The sequence below is a fragment of the Methyloceanibacter sp. genome, assembly GCF_050726195.1.
Lineage (GTDB): Bacteria > Pseudomonadota > Alphaproteobacteria > Rhizobiales > Methyloligellaceae > Methyloceanibacter.
In genome coordinates this window covers 172322-188607 of record NZ_JBOHJC010000004.1, presented here as the reverse complement: position 1 = coordinate 188607, position 16286 = coordinate 172322, and the positions used below count along the sequence as shown (strand labels likewise).

Annotated in this window: 17 protein-coding genes; 4 read left to right on the top strand and 13 right to left on the bottom strand. The window is 65.8% G+C overall.

Features of this window, described 5'->3' with window-relative positions:
* Positions 1–10: 10 nt before the first annotated feature.
* On the top strand, positions 11–514 hold the full coding sequence (locus ACRECX_RS04530; RefSeq protein WP_431557619.1) for an RNA pyrophosphohydrolase: 504 nt from the start codon (positions 11–13) through the stop codon (positions 512–514).
* Positions 515–516: 2 nt separating this feature from the next.
* Here ACRECX_RS04530 and ACRECX_RS04525 read toward each other — a convergent pair whose 3' ends face one another.
* The 7 genes from ACRECX_RS04525 to priA all read right to left on the bottom strand — a co-directional run bounded on the left by ACRECX_RS04525 (position 517) and on the right by priA (position 8670).
* Positions 517–918, bottom strand: coding sequence for a F0F1 ATP synthase subunit epsilon (locus ACRECX_RS04525; protein WP_431557618.1), 402 nt, complete (start codon positions 916–918; stop codon positions 517–519).
* A complete protein-coding gene (gene atpD / locus ACRECX_RS04520; protein WP_431557617.1) occupies positions 918–2405 on the bottom strand; it encodes a F0F1 ATP synthase subunit beta in 1488 nt (495 codons plus the stop codon). Before atpD ends, ACRECX_RS04525 begins: the two co-directional genes overlap by 1 nt.
* A gap of 30 nt (positions 2406–2435) precedes the next feature.
* A complete protein-coding gene (locus tag ACRECX_RS04515) occupies positions 2436–3173 on the bottom strand; it encodes a class I SAM-dependent methyltransferase (protein WP_431557642.1) in 738 nt (245 codons plus the stop codon).
* Positions 3173–4057 (bottom strand): F0F1 ATP synthase subunit gamma, encoded by an 885-nt coding sequence (locus ACRECX_RS04510; protein ID WP_431557616.1) that lies wholly within the window; start codon positions 4055–4057, stop codon positions 3173–3175. The genes ACRECX_RS04515 and ACRECX_RS04510 overlap by 1 nt, the downstream gene beginning before the upstream one ends.
* A gap of 8 nt (positions 4058–4065) precedes the next feature.
* Positions 4066–5595 (bottom strand): F0F1 ATP synthase subunit alpha, encoded by a 1530-nt coding sequence (atpA, locus tag ACRECX_RS04505; RefSeq protein ID WP_431557615.1) that lies wholly within the window; start codon positions 5593–5595, stop codon positions 4066–4068.
* On the bottom strand, positions 5595–6155 hold the full coding sequence (locus tag ACRECX_RS04500) for a F0F1 ATP synthase subunit delta (protein ID WP_431557614.1): 561 nt from the start codon (positions 6153–6155) through the stop codon (positions 5595–5597). The genes atpA and ACRECX_RS04500 overlap by 1 nt, the downstream gene beginning before the upstream one ends.
* A gap of 205 nt (positions 6156–6360) precedes the next feature.
* Positions 6361–8670 (bottom strand): replication restart helicase PriA, encoded by a 2310-nt coding sequence (gene priA / locus ACRECX_RS04495; protein WP_431557613.1) that lies wholly within the window; start codon positions 8668–8670, stop codon positions 6361–6363.
* Between the two features lie 121 nt (positions 8671–8791).
* On the opposite strand from priA, the gene ACRECX_RS04490 reads away from it, so the two are divergent.
* Positions 8792–9757: a tyrosine recombinase XerC gene (locus ACRECX_RS04490; protein ID WP_431557612.1), complete on the top strand. Its 966-nt coding sequence runs from the start codon at positions 8792–8794 to the stop codon at positions 9755–9757.
* A 9-nt stretch (positions 9758–9766) separates the two neighbouring features.
* Here the strand turns inward: ACRECX_RS04490 and ACRECX_RS04485 are convergent, their stop codons facing one another.
* From ACRECX_RS04485 to ACRECX_RS04460, 6 genes are all read right to left on the bottom strand, one after another.
* Complete coding sequence (locus tag ACRECX_RS04485) at positions 9767–11848, bottom strand: WD40 repeat domain-containing protein (RefSeq protein WP_431557611.1); 2082 nt, start codon at positions 11846–11848, stop codon at positions 9767–9769.
* An 86-nt stretch (positions 11849–11934) separates the two neighbouring features.
* The gene (locus ACRECX_RS04480; RefSeq protein ID WP_431557610.1) at positions 11935–12612 is read right to left on the bottom strand and encodes a toll/interleukin-1 receptor domain-containing protein; all 678 of its coding nucleotides are present in this window, start codon (positions 12610–12612) and stop codon (positions 11935–11937) included.
* A gap of 190 nt (positions 12613–12802) precedes the next feature.
* The gene (locus ACRECX_RS04475) at positions 12803–13450 is read right to left on the bottom strand and encodes a DUF1326 domain-containing protein (protein WP_431557609.1); all 648 of its coding nucleotides are present in this window, start codon (positions 13448–13450) and stop codon (positions 12803–12805) included.
* Positions 13451–13517: 67 nt separating this feature from the next.
* Positions 13518–13715, bottom strand: coding sequence for a hypothetical protein (locus ACRECX_RS04470; RefSeq protein ID WP_431557608.1), 198 nt, complete (start codon positions 13713–13715; stop codon positions 13518–13520).
* A gap of 484 nt (positions 13716–14199) precedes the next feature.
* Positions 14200–14808 carry a hypothetical protein gene (locus ACRECX_RS04465; protein ID WP_431557607.1) on the bottom strand — a complete coding sequence of 203 codons (609 nt, stop codon included), beginning with the start codon at positions 14806–14808 and terminating at the stop codon, positions 14200–14202.
* A 232-nt stretch (positions 14809–15040) separates the two neighbouring features.
* Complete coding sequence (locus ACRECX_RS04460; RefSeq protein WP_431557606.1) at positions 15041–15406, bottom strand: response regulator; 366 nt, start codon at positions 15404–15406, stop codon at positions 15041–15043.
* A 196-nt stretch (positions 15407–15602) separates the two neighbouring features.
* Between ACRECX_RS04460 and ACRECX_RS04455 the strand changes: the two genes are divergently transcribed.
* Positions 15603–15836, top strand: a complete 234-nt coding sequence (locus tag ACRECX_RS04455; protein ID WP_431557605.1) for a DUF6894 family protein — start codon at positions 15603–15605, stop codon at positions 15834–15836.
* 120 nt (positions 15837–15956) lie between these two features.
* Positions 15957–16154, top strand: coding sequence for a hypothetical protein (locus tag ACRECX_RS04450; RefSeq protein ID WP_431557604.1), 198 nt, complete (start codon positions 15957–15959; stop codon positions 16152–16154).
* Positions 16155–16286 lie beyond the last annotated feature (132 nt).

The window sequence follows — 16286 nt, the reverse complement described above, 5'->3', positions numbered from 1 at the left end:
GTCTTCTCCGATGACAGATGCTGCGGGCCTGCCCTACCGGCCGTGCGTGGGCGTGATGGTGCTGAACGCGCAAGGCTTGGCCTTCGTCGGCCGCCGCGCCGATCACGGCAATGAGCCGGAGGGCAAAGGAAATTGGTGGCAGATGCCGCAAGGCGGCATGGACGAGGGCGAGGATCCCGAGACTGCGGCGCGGCGGGAGCTTGAAGAGGAGACCGGCATAAGCAGCGTGTGCTTCATCGCCCGCGCCAAGGACTGGCTGCGTTACGATCTGCCGAGCGAGCTGATCGGTGTCGCCTGGCACGGCCGTTATCGCGGCCAGAAGCAGATGTGGTTCGCCGCCCGCTTCGAGGGGGAGGAGAGCGAGATCGAGCTTGAGCGTCCAGGCCACGAGGCCGAGTTCGATGCGTGGCGCTGGGTGCCGGTGGCTGAGTTGCCGGACCTCGTCGTGCCGTTCAAGCGCGACGTCTATGCCGCGGTGGTGGCTGAGTTCACGCCCATGCTCGGCAGCCGATAAACCTAAAGATGGAGCGCTGCCTGGACCTGGCGCAAATGGTCGAGCTTGGTCTGCGCGCGGTCGCGCGCCTCGCCGGCGCAGTCGGCGACGTCCTCCTCGGCATCCTTGATCGCTTGCGCAAGCTGGTCGGCCCTGAGCTCGTCGAGATCGATGGCCGTTTCGGCGAGAACGGTGAGGCCGGCCGGGTTGACCTCGGCAAAGCCGCCGCGGATGAAGAAGCGCTGACGCTTGCCGCCGGGAAGGCCGATGTCGAGCACGCCCGGGCGCAAGGTGGTGAGCACCGGCGCGTGGCGTGCGAGCACGGTCATGTCGCCCTCGGCGCCAGGCACCAGCACCTGCTCCACATCGCCGGACACGAGCAGTCGCTCCGGCGACACCAGCTCGAACTTGAATGGATCAGGCATCAGGCGGCCTCGGCGAGCTTCTCGGCCTTGGCCACCGCCTCTTCGATGGTGCCGACCATGTAGAAGGCCTGCTCCGGCAGGTGGTCGTAGTCGCCGTCACACAGGCCTTTGAAGCCCTTGATGGTGTCGGCGAGGTCGACGAACACCCCCGGCGAGCCGGTGAACACCTCTGCCACATGGAACGGCTGCGACAGGAAGCGCTCGATCTTGCGGGCGCGCGCCACGGTGATCTTGTCCTCCTCCGACAACTCGTCCATGCCGAGAATGGCGATGATGTCTTGCAGCGCCTTGTAGCGCTGCAGGATCTCCTGCACGCGGCGGGCCACGGCGTAATGCTCCTCGCCGACGACCAGCGGCGACAGCATGCGGGAAGTCGAGTCGAGCGGGTCCACGGCGGGGTAGATGCCCTTCTCGGCGATGCCGCGCGACAGCACCGTGGTGGCGTCGAGATGCGCGAATGAGGTCGCCGGCGCCGGGTCGGTCAGGTCGTCAGCCGGCACGTAGATGGCCTGCACCGACGTGATTGAGCCCTTCTGCGTCGTGGTGATGCGCTCTTGCAGCGCGCCCATGTCGGTTGCGAGGGTCGGCTGATAGCCCACGGCCGAGGGAATGCGGCCGAGCAGCGCCGACACTTCCGAGCCGGCTTGCGTGAAGCGGAAGATGTTGTCGACGAAGAACAGCACGTCCTGGCCCTGGTCGCGGAAGTACTCGGCGACGGTGAGACCCGACAGGCCGACGCGGGCGCGCGCACCCGGCGGCTCGTTCATCTGGCCGTACACCAGCGCGCATTTGGAGCCCTCGACGGAGCCCTTGCGCGGGTCCTTGTTCACGCCGGAGTCGATCATCTCGTGATAGAGATCGTTGCCCTCGCGGGTGCGCTCGCCGACGCCGGCGAACACCGAATAGCCGCCATGCGCCTTGGCGACGTTGTTGATCAGCTCCATGATGAGCACGGTCTTGCCGACCCCGGCGCCGCCGAACAGGCCGATCTTGCCGCCCTTGGCGTAAGGCGCGAGCAAATCGACGACCTTGATGCCGGTCACGAGAATCTCGGCCTCGGTCGACTGGTCGACGTAAGCCGGCGCCGGCGCATGGATCGGACGCTTTTCCGCGGTCTTGATGGGACCTGCCTCGTCAACCGCCACGCCGACCACATTCATGATGCGGCCTAGGGTCTCGTCGCCGACGGGCACCGCGATGGCCTCGCCGGTATCGACCACCTCCTGTCCGCGCACCAGGCCCTCCGTCGAGTCCATGGCGACGGTGCGCACGGTGTTCTCGCCGAGATGCTGCGCCACCTCGAGCACGAGGCGATTGCCCTGATTGTCGGTTTCGAGCGCGTTCAGAATCGCCGGCAGTTGCTCGTCGAACTGGACGTCGACGACAGCGCCCATGACTTGGCGCACATGGCCTTTGGGGCCTTTGCCTGCGGCGATCCGCTTCTCTTGCTTCTTGGTCTCGGCGACCACGGGTGATCTTTTTGCCATTTCAAGGCTTCCTTTTGGTCTCACACTGCATTAAGGCGCGATCGGTTGTGCCGTCACGATGTAGGATACTCCGAACGGCAGGGCAAACCGGCCCATGGCGACGCGCTCGGATGCAAACAGGCGCGCGAGCAACCAATTGATAAGCGACGGCGGCATGGCGAGGTCGCTCTGGTCCCCGATGCCAAGCAGATTTTTGCCTGCTCGCCCCAGCGCAACCAACGGAAACAGCCAGAAGTTGGCGAAGCTCTGGTAGCCAGGCCGGAAACCTGTCTCACGCAGCCTTTCGTTCAGCGCGCGGCGCGTATAGCGGCGGCAATGGTGAGAATGGACGTCGTGTGCCGACCACAGAAATGGAAATGCAGGGACTGTCATCACCAGCCAGCCAGCCTCGGCAAGATGGGCGCGGATGGCAGCGAGACTCGCGCGATCGTCCTCGATATGCTCGATCACGTCGAGCAGGACGATGAGGTCGAAGACTTCGTCGTCGAAGGGGAAGCGATCCGGCAACGCACACGGTACGACACGGCCGGCAACGCCGCGACCGGCCGCCAGGCGGCGGGCTTCGTCATTGTACTCGCCGGCCGACAATCGCCCGTATCGGGCAAGCATCGCAAAGTTGCCGCCCGAACCGCAACCGATCTCTAGAATCTCGGCATTCTTGCTCAAGGGTAGACGCGAGAGCAACGCATCGATGATCGCGCGGCGTCCGACGAACCACCAGTGGCGGTCCTCCAATTCGGCCATTTCCCGGTAAGCGGCGGCGTCCATCACAAAGCCTCGGCGCCGGAGATGATCTCGATCAGCTCCTTGGTGATCTGAGCCTGGCGGGTCCGGTTGTAGTTGAGGGTCAATCTGCCGATCATGTCGCCGGCATTGCGGGTGGCGTTATCCATGGCGCTCATCCGCGCGCCCTGCTCTGACGCCGCGTTCTCGAGCAGCGCCTTGAAGATCTGGACGGTGATGTTGAGGGGCAAAAGCTCGGTCAGGATCTCGGCCTCGTTCGGCTCGTACTCGTAGACGGCGCCGCCAAGATCGGTGGCGGCCGCGCCGCCGGCCGGGATCGATGCCGGGATGATCTGCTGCGCCGTCGGGATCTGGCTAATCACCGACTTGAAGCGCGAGAAGAATAAGGTGGCGACATCAAAGGCGCCTTCGGCGAACAGCGCGAGCACTTTCTGGGCGACCTGCTCGGCATGCTCGAAGGAAAGCTGGCGGACCCCCCTGAACTCGATGGTGTCGATGATGAGCGGCTTGTACAGCCGGCGCAGCTGGTCATAGCCCTTCTTGCCGACGCAGAGGATCTTCACCCGCTTGCCGTCGGCCTGAAGCCTATTGATGTGCTCGCGGGCGAGGCGGACGATGGACGAGTTGAAGGCGCCGCACAGCCCGCGCTCTGCGGTGCAGACGATGAGCAGATGGACCGCGTCCTTGCCGGTGCCGACCATCAGTGGCGGACCGCCTTCGCGGCCTTCCAATGCTGCGGCGAGGTTGGACAACACGGCCTCCATGCGGCTCGCATAGGGCCGGGCGGCTTCCGCCGCGGTCTGGGCGCGCCGAAGCTTCGCCGCGGCCACCATCTGCATGGCCTTGGTGATCTTCTGGGTCGCCTTCACCGAGGCGATGCGATTCCTGAGCTCCTTCAGCGACGCCATGGATCAACTCACGCGAATGCCTTGGCGAACTTGTCGACCGCGGCTTTGAGCTTGTCGCCGGTCTCCTTGGAGATTTCCTTCTTGTCGCGGATGTCGTCGAGAATGTCCTGATGCTCGGCGCGCATGAAGCGGAGCAGCTCGGCCTCGAAGCGGCCCACGTCGGAGACCTTGATGGGATCGAGATAGCCGTTCACGCCGGCATAGATCACGACCACCTGCTCCTCGACCTTCATCGGCGAGAACTGCGGCTGCTTGAGAAGCTCGGTGAGCCGTGCGCCGCGGTTGAGCAGGCGCTGGGTGGTGGCGTCGAGGTCGGAGCCGAACTGGGCGAAGGCGGCCATCTCGCGGTATTGCGCCAGCTCGCCCTTGATCTTGCCGGCCACCTGCTTCATCGCCTTCACCTGCGCGGCGGAGCCCACGCGCGACACCGAGAGGCCGACATTCACCGCCGGCCTGATGCCCTGATAGAACAGGTCGGTCTCGAGGAAGATCTGGCCGTCGGTGATGGAGATCACGTTGGTCGGAATGTAAGCCGACACGTCGTTGGCCTGGGTCTCGATCACCGGCAGCGCGGTGAGCGAGCCCGAGCCATTGTCCTTGTTGAGCTTGGCGGCGCGCTCCAAGAGCCGCGAGTGCAGATAGAACACGTCGCCGGGATAGGCTTCGCGTCCGGGCGGACGGCGCAACAGCAGCGACATCTGACGATAGGCCACGGCCTGCTTGGAGAGGTCGTCGTAGAACACGACCGCGTGCATGCCGTTGTCGCGGAAGAACTCGCCCATGGCGCAGCCGGAGAACGGCGCCAGGAACTGCATCGGCGCCGGGTCAGACGCGGTGGCGGCGACGATGATGGAATAGGGCAGCGCGCCGTTGTCCTCGAGGATCTTGACGAACTGGGCGACGGTCGAGCGCTTCTGGCCGACGGCGACGTAGATGCAGTAGAGATTCGTCTTGTCGTCGCCGCGAGCGTTGATGGATTTCTGGTTGAGGATGGTGTCGAGGATGATGGCGGTCTTGCCGGTCTGGCGGTCGCCGATGATGAGCTCGCGCTGGCCGCGGCCGATGGGGATCAAGGCGTCGATGGCCTTCAAGCCGGTCTGCATCGGCTCGTGCACCGACTGGCGGGGAATGATGCCGGGCGCCTTCACGTCCACGCGGCGCTTCTCGGTCGCCTCGATGGGGCCTTTGCCGTCAATGGGATTGCCGAGAGCGTCGACCACGCGGCCGAGCAAGCCCTTGCCCACCGGCACCTCGACGATGGCGCCGGTGCGCTTGACGATGTCGCCTTCCTTGATGTTGCGGTCGTCGCCGAAAATCACGATGCCGACATTGTCGACTTCGAGGTTGAGCGCCATGCCGCGCGTGCCGTCGGCGAACTCCACCATCTCGCCGGCCTGCACCTTGTCGAGGCCGTAGACGCGGGCGATGCCGTCGCCCACGGATAGCACCTGTCCGACTTCGGCGACTTCGGCTTCCTGGCCGAAATTCTTGATTTGCTCCTTGAGGATCGCGGAGATCTCGGCGGCCCTGATATCCATTAGCCAACCTCTTTCATGGCGTGCTTGAGACTGATGAGTTTGGTGCGAAGCGAGGTGTCGACCATGCGGCTGCCGACCTTGACCATGAGGCCGCCGATGAGGCTCGGGTCGATGCGCTGATCGAGCATGACGTCCTTGCCGAGCGCGGCTTTCAGCGCCTGCTTCAGCGCGGTGGCCTGTGCTTCGGTGAGCTTGGAGGCGGCGGTGACCGTCGCGCTCGTCTCGCCCCTGTGGTCGGCGAGGAGCGCGCGAAAGGCGCGGATCATGTCGGGGGCGGCGAACAGGCGGCGGTTCTTGGCGACGAGCAGCAGGAAATTCTTGGTGAGGCCTTCGATTTTGATCTCGTCGAGGACGGCGGCGAGCGCGCGGCCCTGCTCCTCGGCGGAGAATACCGGGCTTTGGACGAGGCGGCGCAGGTCGTCGACGGCGTCGAGCGCCTGGTTGAAGCGGTTGAGATCGGCCTCGATCTTGTCGAGCGCCTTCTCCTCGAGGGCTAGCTCGAACAGCGCGGTGGCGTAGCGGCCTGCAACGCCCGATACGGTATGCTCCTCGCCTGCCACCTCGAAAAACGCCTCTTGCTCAGGGGCGGGCGCCTTTAGCCGACCCACCCTCGGACCCCGGAAAATGCTGGGATTGGAGCCTCCGCGTCAACGGGTGGAACCCCCGAAAACGGTCCCCTCGGAAACCCCGCGCGAGCCTCTAACACAGGGGGGAAAGGGGCGCAATATGGGGGGGTCGACCTGCGGCCGCGTGGCGCCGCTCTCGCTACAAGAAACTGTAGGGGTCGATGTCGACGGTGAGGCGGAGGTCGCCGCGTGGCTTCGGCGCCTGGCTGAGCCAGAGCCGCAAATAGGCCTGGAGGTCGGCTTCGCGGGCGGCCTTGACCAGGAGCCGGTAGCGGTGGCGGCCGCGGATCACTGACAGAGGCGCTTCGGCCGGTCCAAGCACTTGGATCTTCGCGGCTTGCGGCGCGGCGCGGGCGACCTCGCGGGCGTAAGCCTCGGCGGCGGCGCGCGTGCCGGCGGTGACGAGGATCGCGGCGAGGCGGCCGAAGGGCGGCATGCTGGCCTCTTTGCGGGCGGCGATCTCCTGGGTGTAGAAGGCGTCGCGGTCGCCCGAGACGAGCGCTGAGATGACCGGGTGCTCGGGCATATAGGTCTGGAGCAGGCCGCGCCCTTCGATGGCCTCGCGGCCGGCGCGGCCGGTGACCTGGCTCAAGAGCTGGAAGGTACGCTCGGCGGCGCGCGGATCGCCCTGGGCGAGGCCGAGATCGGCATCGACCACGCTGACCAGCGCCAGCCCCGGAAAATGATGGCCCTTGGCCACGAGCTGGGTGCCGATGACGATGTCGACCTCGCGCTCCTCGATCTCCCTAAGGGTCTGGCGAAGCTCGGTAATCGACGGCGTCAGGTCGCTCGACAGCAGCACGCGGCGGGCGTCCGGGAAGCGTTCCGCGACCTCCTCGGCGATGCGCTCGATGCCGGGGCCGCAGGGGACCAGCGACTCCTCAGCCCCGCAATTCGGGCAAGTCTCGGGAATTGCTACGAACTTGCCGCAGTGGTGGCATTCGAGCCGGCGGCGGAATCTATGCTCCACCAGCCAGGCCGAGCAGTTGGGGCACTCGAAGCGGAATCCGCATTTTCGGCAAAGGGTTACCGGCGCATAGCCGCGGCGGTTCAAGAACAGCAGCGCCTGCTCGCCGCGCGCCAAGGTCTTGGCCACCGCGTTGGTCAGGACCGGCGACAGCCACTTGCCCCGCTCCGGCGGATCCTTCCGCATATCAATGGCTTGGATGGCGGGAAGGCCGGCCGCCTTGTAGCGGGTACCTAGCCGGACATGGCGGTAGCGGCCCCATTCGGCGTTGACCAGGCTCTCGATCGACGGGGTGGCCGAGCTCAGCACCACCGGAATCCCACCCCCGGGACCGGCGCTCAATCCGGCGCGTTCGGCGCCAATTCCGGCGCGTTCGGCGCTCAATTTGGCGGGTTCGGCGCCAGTTTCGGCGCGATTGGCGGCAGTTGTGGCGCGATTGGCGCCAATTGCGGCTTGTGCACCGAGATGCGCGCGGACCACGGCCATGTCGCGCGCCTGATAGGCGACCCGATCCTCCTGCTTGTAGCTCTGGTCGTGCTCCTCATCGACGACGATGAGGCCGAGATCGGGGAACGGGAGGAACAGGGCGGAGCGGGCGCCGACCACGAGCTTCGCCTCGCCCTCCGCCACCGCGCGCCAGACCCGCCCGCGCACCGCCGGGCTCATGCCCGAATGCCACTCGGCGGGCTTGGCGCCGAAGCGCTCCTCGCAGCGGGCGATGAACTGGCTGGTCAGCGCGATCTCCGGCATCAGCACGAGCGCCTGGCGGCCGCGCGCGAGGCATTGCGCGATCGCCTCGAAATAGATCTCGGTCTTGCCCGAGCCGGTGACGCCGTCGAGCAAGGTCACGGCGAAGCCATCGCTCGTGTGTTGCAGAAGTTCGTTCGCGGCGTCGCGCTGCTCCACGGTCAGCTGCGCGCGCTCGCGCGACGGATCGAGGGGCAGCGCATGCCAGTCCGGCAGCGGCTCGGATTGAAGCGTGCCATTGTCGACCAGGCCGTCGATGACGCCAGGACTGACACCGGCCGCTTCGGCGAGGGCGGACTTGATCCACACGAGTCCATTGCTCGCCGCCTCGATGACTCGCGCGCGGGCCGGCGTCAGCCGCGCGGGCGAAGCACCAGTGAGCCGCACGCCATAGCGGGGCGCAGGCGGATCGAAGGCGCGGCCGGCGCTCATCATCATGCGCAAGACCATGCCGGGCGAGGCAAGCGTGTAGTCGGCGACCCAGTCGGCGAAGTCGAGCGAGACAAGCGGCAGAGGCGGCACGTCGTCGAGCACCTCGGCGATCTCGCGGAGCTTCTTGCGCTCGACCTGCGGCGCCACCTCTCCCGCGCGCCGCCACACGCAAGCGAGATATTCGACCGTGGCGAGCGGCACGACGACGAACCGGCCGGGCCCGACCTGCATCCCTTCGGGCACGAGATAGTCGTAGGGCGCCGGCAACGCGAGCGGCAGCAGCACCGGCACGGTCTCAGGCACCGTCGCGAGGTTCGGCTTCGGTTTTTGTTTGGGCTTGGCCAGGGCGCGGGCTCGGGGTTAAGTGGCAGTTAACGACTCACCGACCCATAGTAGCGCGGGGCGGGCAAAGTCGAGGGGCGGGATGGCGGCCAGATCGAGCGCCAGGAAGGCCAAGGGGATCGGCGCCGCGCCGGATTTGGACCGCGCGGCGAACGCCTGGCTCGTCTATCTGATGACCGAGCGCCAGCTTGCCGCCCACACGGTCGAGGCCTACAGGCGCGACCTCACGCAGTTCCTCGGGTTCCTTGCCCGCCATTTCAAGCGCAAGCCAGACCTCAAGCTCCTGCTCACGCTGTCGGCGCGGGACGTGCGCGCGTTCCTCGCGGCGCGGCGCGGGCAGGACGTCGGCAGCCGGAGCCTGTCGCGCAGTTTGAGCGCGCTTCGCATGTTCTACCGCTTCCTCGAGCGGCGGGGGCTTGGCAAGAACGATGCGATCCGCGCCGTCCAGCTGCCGAAGCTACCGCATTCGGTGCCGAAGCCGCTCACCGCGCCGAAGGCGACCGCGCTGGTCGACGGCGCCGACATCGCCGCGCCGGACGCGCCGGAGTGGATCCTCGCCCGCGACACGGCGGTGCTGACCTTGCTCTACGGCTCGGGCCTTCGCATCTCGGAGGCGCTGTCGCTCCGTCTGAGAGACGCGCCGGTCAAGGGCCGCGACATGTTGCGTGTCACCGGCAAAGGCGCAAAGACGCGGGTGGTGCCGGTGCTGCCGATCACGCGCCAGGCGATCGAGCGCTATCTTGCGCTCGTGCCCGCGAAGCTCGGCGCGGACGATCCGCTGTTCATCGGCGCGCGGGGGAAGCAGCTCTCGCCGCGCATCATCCAGCTTCGCATTGAGCGCGCCCGGGCCGCGCTCGGGCTGCCGGACACCGCGACGCCGCACGCGCTGCGGCATTCCTTCGCCACGCATTTGCTGGGCGCCGGCGCGGACCTCCGCGCCATCCAGGAGCTGCTCGGCCATGCGAGCCTGTCGACGACGCAAGGCTATACCGAGGTCGACCGCGCGCATCTGCTCAAGACTTACGAGGCGGCGCATCCGCGGGCTTGAGGCAGTCCCTCACTTGAGCTTGCCCGGATCGACCGGCAGTGGCGCATGCTCGCCGCAGATCGGCGCGATCTTGCCGAGCCCATAACGGCTGCGGACCTCGGTCAGATCGGTGTTTTTGCCGAGCCGCGCGCAGGCAATGGCAAAGCCGTCACCCTTCTCCAATTTCGTCAGATCCCACAGCCGCGCGGTGTCGTCCCAGGAGGCCGTCACCAATTTCGTCCCGTCGGGCGAGAAAGCGGCGGACTCGACGGTGCTCTCATGCCCCTCAAGCACGGCGAGCTCGGCCCCGGTCGCGGCGTCCCAGAGGCGCGCGGTGTTGTCCCAGGATGCCGTCACCACCTTCGTCCCGTCGGGTGAGAATGCGGCTGAGTTGATCCTACCCCGGTGCTTGAGCCGGGCGATCTCGGCCCAGGTTGCGGCGCCCCATATGCGCGCGGCGCCATCATCGGACGCCGTCAGCACCTTTGTCCCGTCGGGCGAGAAGACGGCGGAATTGACAATGCTCTCATGCCCCTCGAGCACGGCGATCTCGGTCCCGGTCGCGGCATCCCATACCCGCGCGGTCAAGTCCTGAGAGGCCGTCACGACCTTTGTCCCGCCGGGCGAGAAAGCGGCGGAAGTGACAGAGTACCCATGCCCCTCGAGCACGGCGATCTCGGCCCCGGTCGCCACATCCCAGAGGCGCGCGGTGTTATCGGAGGAGGTCGTCACCAATTTCGTCCCGTCGGGCGAGAAGGCGGCGGAATTGACAATGCTCTCATGCCCCTCGAGCACGGCGATCTCGGCTCGGGTGGCGGCGTCCCACAGGCGCGCAGTCTCATCTTCGGAGGCCGTCGCCAATTTGGTCCCGTCGGGCGAGAAAGCGGCGGAAGTGACACTGTCCTCATGCCCTTCGAGCGCGGCGAGCTCGGCCCCGGTCGCCACATCCCACAGGCGCGCGGTCTTGTCGTCCGCCTCCGTCACCAATTTCGTCCCGTCGGGCGAGAAGGCGGCGGAATGGACGGAGCCCTCGTGCCCCTTGAGCACGGCGATCTCGGCCCAGGTGGCGGCGTCCCACAGCCGCGCGGTCCCATCATCGGAGGCCGTCACCACCTTGGTTCCGTCGGGCAAGAAGGCGGCGGAACTAACCGGATCCTCATGCCCTTCGAGCACGGCGATCTCGGCCCCGGTCGCCACATCCCACAGCCGCGCGGTGCGACCACTGGAGGCCGTCACCAATTTGGTCCCGTCGGGCGAGAAGGCGGCGGATTTGACGTAGCTCTCTTGCCCTTCGAGCACGGCGATCTCGGCCTCGGTGGCGGCGTTCCAAAGGCGCGCGGTGTCGTCCAATGACGCCGTCACCACGAGCCTCCCGTCGGGCGAGAAGGCGGCGGACAAGATCCGGTGCTCATGCCCCTCAAGCACGGCGAGCTCGGCGCCGGTCGCCACGTCCCACAGGCGCGCGGTCTCGTCCCCGGAGGCCGTCACCACCTTGATCCCGTCGGGCGAGAAGGCGGCGGAATTGACATCGTCCTCGTGACCTTTGAGCACGGCGATCTCGGCCCCGGTGGCGGCGTCCCAAAGCCGCGCGGTTTTGTCATCGGAGGCCGTCACTACCTTCGTCCCGTCGGTCGAGAAGGCGGCGGAATTGACAATGCTCTCATGCCCCTCGAGCACGGCGATCTCAGCCCCGGTCGCGGCATCCCATAGCCGCGCGGTGTTATCAGAGGAGGCCGTCACCACCTTCGTCCCATCGGGCGAGAAGGAGGCGGAAAGGACAAGGCCCTCATGCCCTTTGAGCACGGCGATCTCAGCCCCGGTCGCCACATCCCACAGCCGCGCGGTGCGATCATAGGAGGCCGTCACCACCTTCGTCCCGTCGGGCGAGAAGACGGCGGATTTGACATCGCGCTCATGCCCCTCGAGCGCGGCGATCTCGGCACCGGTCGCTGCCTCCCACAGCCGCGCGGTCCCGTCCGACGACGCCGTCACCATCTTTGAGCCATCGGGCGAGAAGGCGGCGGAATTGAGAGTCCCCTCATGGCCCTTGAGCCGCAATCGCTCGCGAAGCTGCGGGAGGGCGGTGCCGAGGCTCTCAAGCGTCAACTTCAACTGTGGTCTGTCGGCATTTCCTTCCCGCGGCCATGCCGCAAGTGCTAGTTGGACAGCGTCTACGGGGCGTCCCTCGCCGAGCGCTTTCACCGATAGGGCAGCCAAGCCAACGCTCTCGTTGTGCGTGGCGACCTTCCGGCGCTCTTCCGCGTTCGACCATTGCCACACCGCCGCGGCTGCGAGCACGAGCAGCAAGGCTGCGGCGCCCATGGCGAGAGAGCGCGCGCGGCGCTGCTGCCGCACTTCCTGCGAGAGGAGGTCCTCCTTTGGCATGCCGCGGATGGCCGCGGCGAAGTCCGCGCCAAGCTCGATGAACCGCGTGTCGCGCGGATCGGCGCCGTCGCGATAGGGCCGGAGGTCGACCCATTTCGGCGGCCCTTAAGCGTTTTGGGGAGGGGCGTCCTGGCCGACCATTTGAAGTCATCCGTCTTGCCATTCCAGGCAAGCTCGCCGGCCGTCAGACCGATGAGCATGGTGTCGGGGGTCTTGTTCTTGAGCCAATAGTCCACCTCCTTGGAGACCCACGGGGAGGCGGCGGCCTCGGGCGAGGCGAACAGGATCAGATGGCTAGACTCCGACAGCGCCTTCTCGATCGACGGCCAAAGATGCGGGGTGGCCGAGAGGCTCGTGTCGTCGCGGAACACGCGCAGCGCCCGGCGCCGGTACCAGGGCTTGCCGAGCTTCTGCACCACCGATTGCAGCGCGCCGGCAATCGGCTTGTCCTGGGCATGGCTATAGGAGATGAAAGCGTCGTAGAGCGTCAAATGCGTTTGTCCTGCATGACCATTCTAGGCCTAAGCACCGCTCCTTGACGCCGATTATCCGCTAGGTCCCGCAGGTTGCGCAACTTACAGTTCTGCAAGACGCGCCCTGCCTCCCGAATAATCCTCCCCTGCAAGGGGGAGGGATTTTCGCCGGTATGACGGGATGGCGGCGCGCCGAATCCGAGACCGGTTATGCCGCGTCGGGACCGCTCCAGTCGAAGGTGATGTGCTTGCTGGAGTTGCCGGCGCGGTCCCACTTGAAGACGAAGGCATTGACCTTGTCCTCCGTTGCCTTCCCCTGCGTCCCGACCTGTCCGGGTCCCGTCTCGGACCCGGGAAGGTTCTGCATCCGAGGTGGCTTGCCTTCGCTCGTCGGGCCTGACAGGGCCTTGGCCGCCGCACGCACGAGACCCGGAATGACCGCGCGCCAGGAGGTTTGGTCCGGCGCAATCTCCACCTCGATGGGCGCAAACTCGAGCCCCAGCATCTCGGGGCCGAAGATCTCGCCGAAGCGGGTGGGCCAGCCACCGGCCAGTCCACCGAAAATCATCTGGAGCGCCGCACGCTGTGCCTCGTCCGCACGCTCGTCCATGACGATGCCCATTTTGGGTTCCGAATGAGACCCCTCCCATACGTTGCCCTTGAAGCTGGCAAGGCCGACGACGTTGAGTCCGTCCAGCGGGACATCGCCGTAGCGGCCCTCCCGGATGTGCCAGACAAGGACACCGTCACAGTAGTCGTTGTCGGGGGGTTGGGCCCAAGAACAGGGGCAGGGAACGTTGCAGCTGCATACGTCGAACCATTCACCCTTGGCGTGCCAGGCAGGGATGTCAGCCATAATGCTCTCCAATCGCGAGGTCGCAACTGCGGCCGGCGCTGGCTACGCCGGCTAAGCGCCCCAGGAGCTAACCGCCGTGGGGACCCTCAAGCTTCCACAGCTCAAGGAGCTGCTCCACCGCCTCGATCGTCAGATTGTCTTGCGGCGTAAAGCCGCCGGTCTTGCGGCATAGAAAGAAGCGGTCGCCACGCTTCTCCAATTTGAAGAACATGCGCCGCGCCAGATCATGCGCGGCTCGTTCGCGATCCGTGTCAAAGCTCTGCATGGCGCCATCTCCCTGAAATAACGCCCCGATAGTTGGGAGTGTTCCGGGGCCTTACCAGCCAAAAGCGCTTCGCAAGGCGCCCGGTCGAGACGATTGCCCCACCGGCTCTTCGACTAGCCACCCAAGCCAAGCACGCGCCCCGTGTCATGAGCGGACCTTTGGAACGGAGGAGGGCCATCGTTGGTTAAGGGTAAAGGCGGGTGGCCTGCCGGGAGATCGAGGCGGCCATGATGCGACTCCTGCTCTCAGCTGTATTCCTGGGCGCAGCCCTTGTTCAGCCGGTGCCGTCGGGCGCAGGCGAACGCGGCGAGCTCCCTGCCGCCGTTACGGACATGCCGGAGGCCATAGACATGTCGTATGCGTCACCTGACACGTGGCATGCGTTGCCCCCGTCAACCAACCTTCATGAGAAGTCGCCACTCCCCGCGCTTGAGCCGGATGAGGTCGATCTCCCGTCATCACCCACCACGCTTGCGGTCCTGGACTAGAAGCTGCCCGTCGGCAGGCCTCTTTGCTCATGCTCCGCGACTGCAAGCGCGTTCGGGCGGCCCGCCAAGCTGCCCGCCAGCGCGAAGGAGTCTCCCTTGCGCTCCGCTTCCTCCAGGCATCGCTGTCGCAGCCGGTCCATGACGCCGCCGATCTGCGCCTCTACCCACGAATTGAAAATCGCCTGCTGCGGCATGCCGCGAAGCTGCCCCGCTATCTCAGTGTTCAAGTACGAAACGAGAGCGGGCGAGACATCGAGCCGATCCACGACCTGAAGCATGCATTTGAAGCCCTTGTAGGCCGGGTTGCTGGCGTCATTCCGCAGGAACGCCTGTTCGAGGTCTTGGCGCTCCCGCTTGTTCAAGGCACCGATGATCTTCCTCGTGAGGAGGACCGCCACCTGCACGGCGCAGGCACAAGCATCGGTTCCTTCGGCTTGGCCCCGCCGCACGAAACCCCAATTGCCGACTCGCTGCCTTAACGAGGGCAGCATGTTGTCAGGGAAGCCGCAGAACAGGACCGCGACATATTCGTCGACCGTTCTTTTGTATGCGCGATGAGCGGCTCGCTTCTGGAGCAATGCCTGAAAGGCCTGCGTCTCGAGCAATGCCTGAAACATGTGCCCATCCCCCGAGGGCGAGGAAGATCGTAGGACGCCAACCACTTGGGCACGATTTGCAATTGGAGTTCTGGTGCCCCTTGCCAAGGCGGTCGCTGGCCAACTGCAGCAACTCCACAGTCAGCCAAAGGTTCCTGGACAGGGGAGGAAAAAGAGGTTCCCGAGGCTGGCTGTGGAGCCCGTCGGGCAGGCTTTCTCGCTCAGTCGGCCCGCAAAGCGCCTATTGGTGAGCCGGGACAACCGCCGCCACCGCCTCTGCCAGGCGATCGCGATAGACCGGCTTGTGTACGACCCGCGCTCCGGGTACGCGGTCGCGGATGCGATCCATGGTCGCGTCATCAGTGTAGCCCGTGACGAACACAATAGGTGCATCGCACACCTTTCGAAGCCTCCTAGCGACCTCGACGCCTTCGCGACCTCCTTCGAGACAGACATCCATCACGACAACATCAGGCTGATCGCTCAGGGCAAGCCAGTAGGCCTGTTCTCCGTCCGTCGCCAAGTCGCAAATATCGAAGCCGAGCGCGCGCAGGGCTCCTTTCAGGCCGATGGCGAAGGCGATTTCATCGTCAACAATCAGGGCCACGCGGTGGTTCGGGGGTGAATGGTGAACCATGAGGCCATCCACTTTCCCGGCAGTGCCCTTGTTACCTAAGCGCACCTGGCTAGACTTGGTTCCCAGCGAGTTGTGGAGAAAAGCTTAACGCGATGGATCGCCGCCAAACCCCAGCAGGAACTTGGGCGCCCCCGCTCGCGTTTGCTCCTTAGACGAGGAGCACGCCATGCCGAGATTCTACTTTTATCTGCGCGATGCTGCCGCGCCACCGCATATCACCGGGGCTGTCTTTCCGGACGCTGCTGCGGCCAAGGAATTTGCGAAAAGGCTACGTACGGCGATGACTGACCGCGCCACATGTGGCAAAGCGCATTGGTCCGTTGCGGTAGCTGACGAGAATGGCTCTGCGGTGCTTGAAGCTTCGGGCGGTGAGGCCGCCAATCGACAAAATGTCCACTGACAAGCGCATGTCACTGGGCTGTTGATAAGGTGGCGGCTGGAAGCTCGCCCTCACGAGGCCGCGGCCCGCTTGAGTGTTCGGTTGATGGATAAGTTCTGCAGGCAATTCGCGTTGCAACTTATGCAACCAATGCTTTGCGAGTTCAACAAGGCGCTCAACGAGATGCGCGACCGGGGACAGACGGACACGGAAATCGCGGCCATGCTCGATCAAATCGAGTTGGAGAATCGCGGCAAGGTGGAGGAGTGGATTCTCGATGCAATGATGAGCGAACTGAGGCTCGTCGCCGGACTCCAGCCAACAAACCTGCACGACTAGATCGCCGGCGCGGGTGTGCGAAGCGCTGCGCCGGACCCTCGGGTCACGCCCGAGGGCCGCTGTCCCTACGAGGCTGCCTCCTAGGGCTCGCGCCCGCCTTCTCGATGCCAATCAAGGCCCGGAGGTCCCGGC

What these genes read in the sequence shown, in the direction of transcription:
- ACRECX_RS04530 (WP_431557619.1), top strand. Translation starts at nt 11, where the DNA reads ATGACAGATGCTGCGGGCCTGCCCTACCGGCCGTGCGTGGGCGTGATG.
- ACRECX_RS04525 (WP_431557618.1), bottom strand. Translation starts at nt 918, where the DNA reads ATGCCTGATCCATTCAAGTTCGAGCTGGTGTCGCCGGAGCGACTGCTC.
- atpD (WP_431557617.1), bottom strand. Translation starts at nt 2,405, where the DNA reads ATGGCAAAAAGATCACCCGTGGTCGCCGAGACCAAGAAGCAAGAGAAG.
- ACRECX_RS04515 (WP_431557642.1), bottom strand. Translation starts at nt 3,173, where the DNA reads ATGGACGCCGCCGCTTACCGGGAAATGGCCGAATTGGAGGACCGCCAC.
- ACRECX_RS04510 (WP_431557616.1), bottom strand. Translation starts at nt 4,057, where the DNA reads ATGGCGTCGCTGAAGGAGCTCAGGAATCGCATCGCCTCGGTGAAGGCG.
- atpA (WP_431557615.1), bottom strand. Translation starts at nt 5,595, where the DNA reads ATGGATATCAGGGCCGCCGAGATCTCCGCGATCCTCAAGGAGCAAATC.
- ACRECX_RS04490 (WP_431557612.1), top strand. Translation starts at nt 8,792, where the DNA reads ATGGCGGCCAGATCGAGCGCCAGGAAGGCCAAGGGGATCGGCGCCGCG.
- ACRECX_RS04475 (WP_431557609.1), bottom strand. Translation starts at nt 13,450, where the DNA reads ATGGCTGACATCCCTGCCTGGCACGCCAAGGGTGAATGGTTCGACGTA.
- ACRECX_RS04470 (WP_431557608.1), bottom strand. Translation starts at nt 13,715, where the DNA reads ATGCAGAGCTTTGACACGGATCGCGAACGAGCCGCGCATGATCTGGCG.
- ACRECX_RS04455 (WP_431557605.1), top strand. Translation starts at nt 15,603, where the DNA reads ATGCCGAGATTCTACTTTTATCTGCGCGATGCTGCCGCGCCACCGCAT.
- ACRECX_RS04450 (WP_431557604.1), top strand. Translation starts at nt 15,957, where the DNA reads ATGCAACCAATGCTTTGCGAGTTCAACAAGGCGCTCAACGAGATGCGC.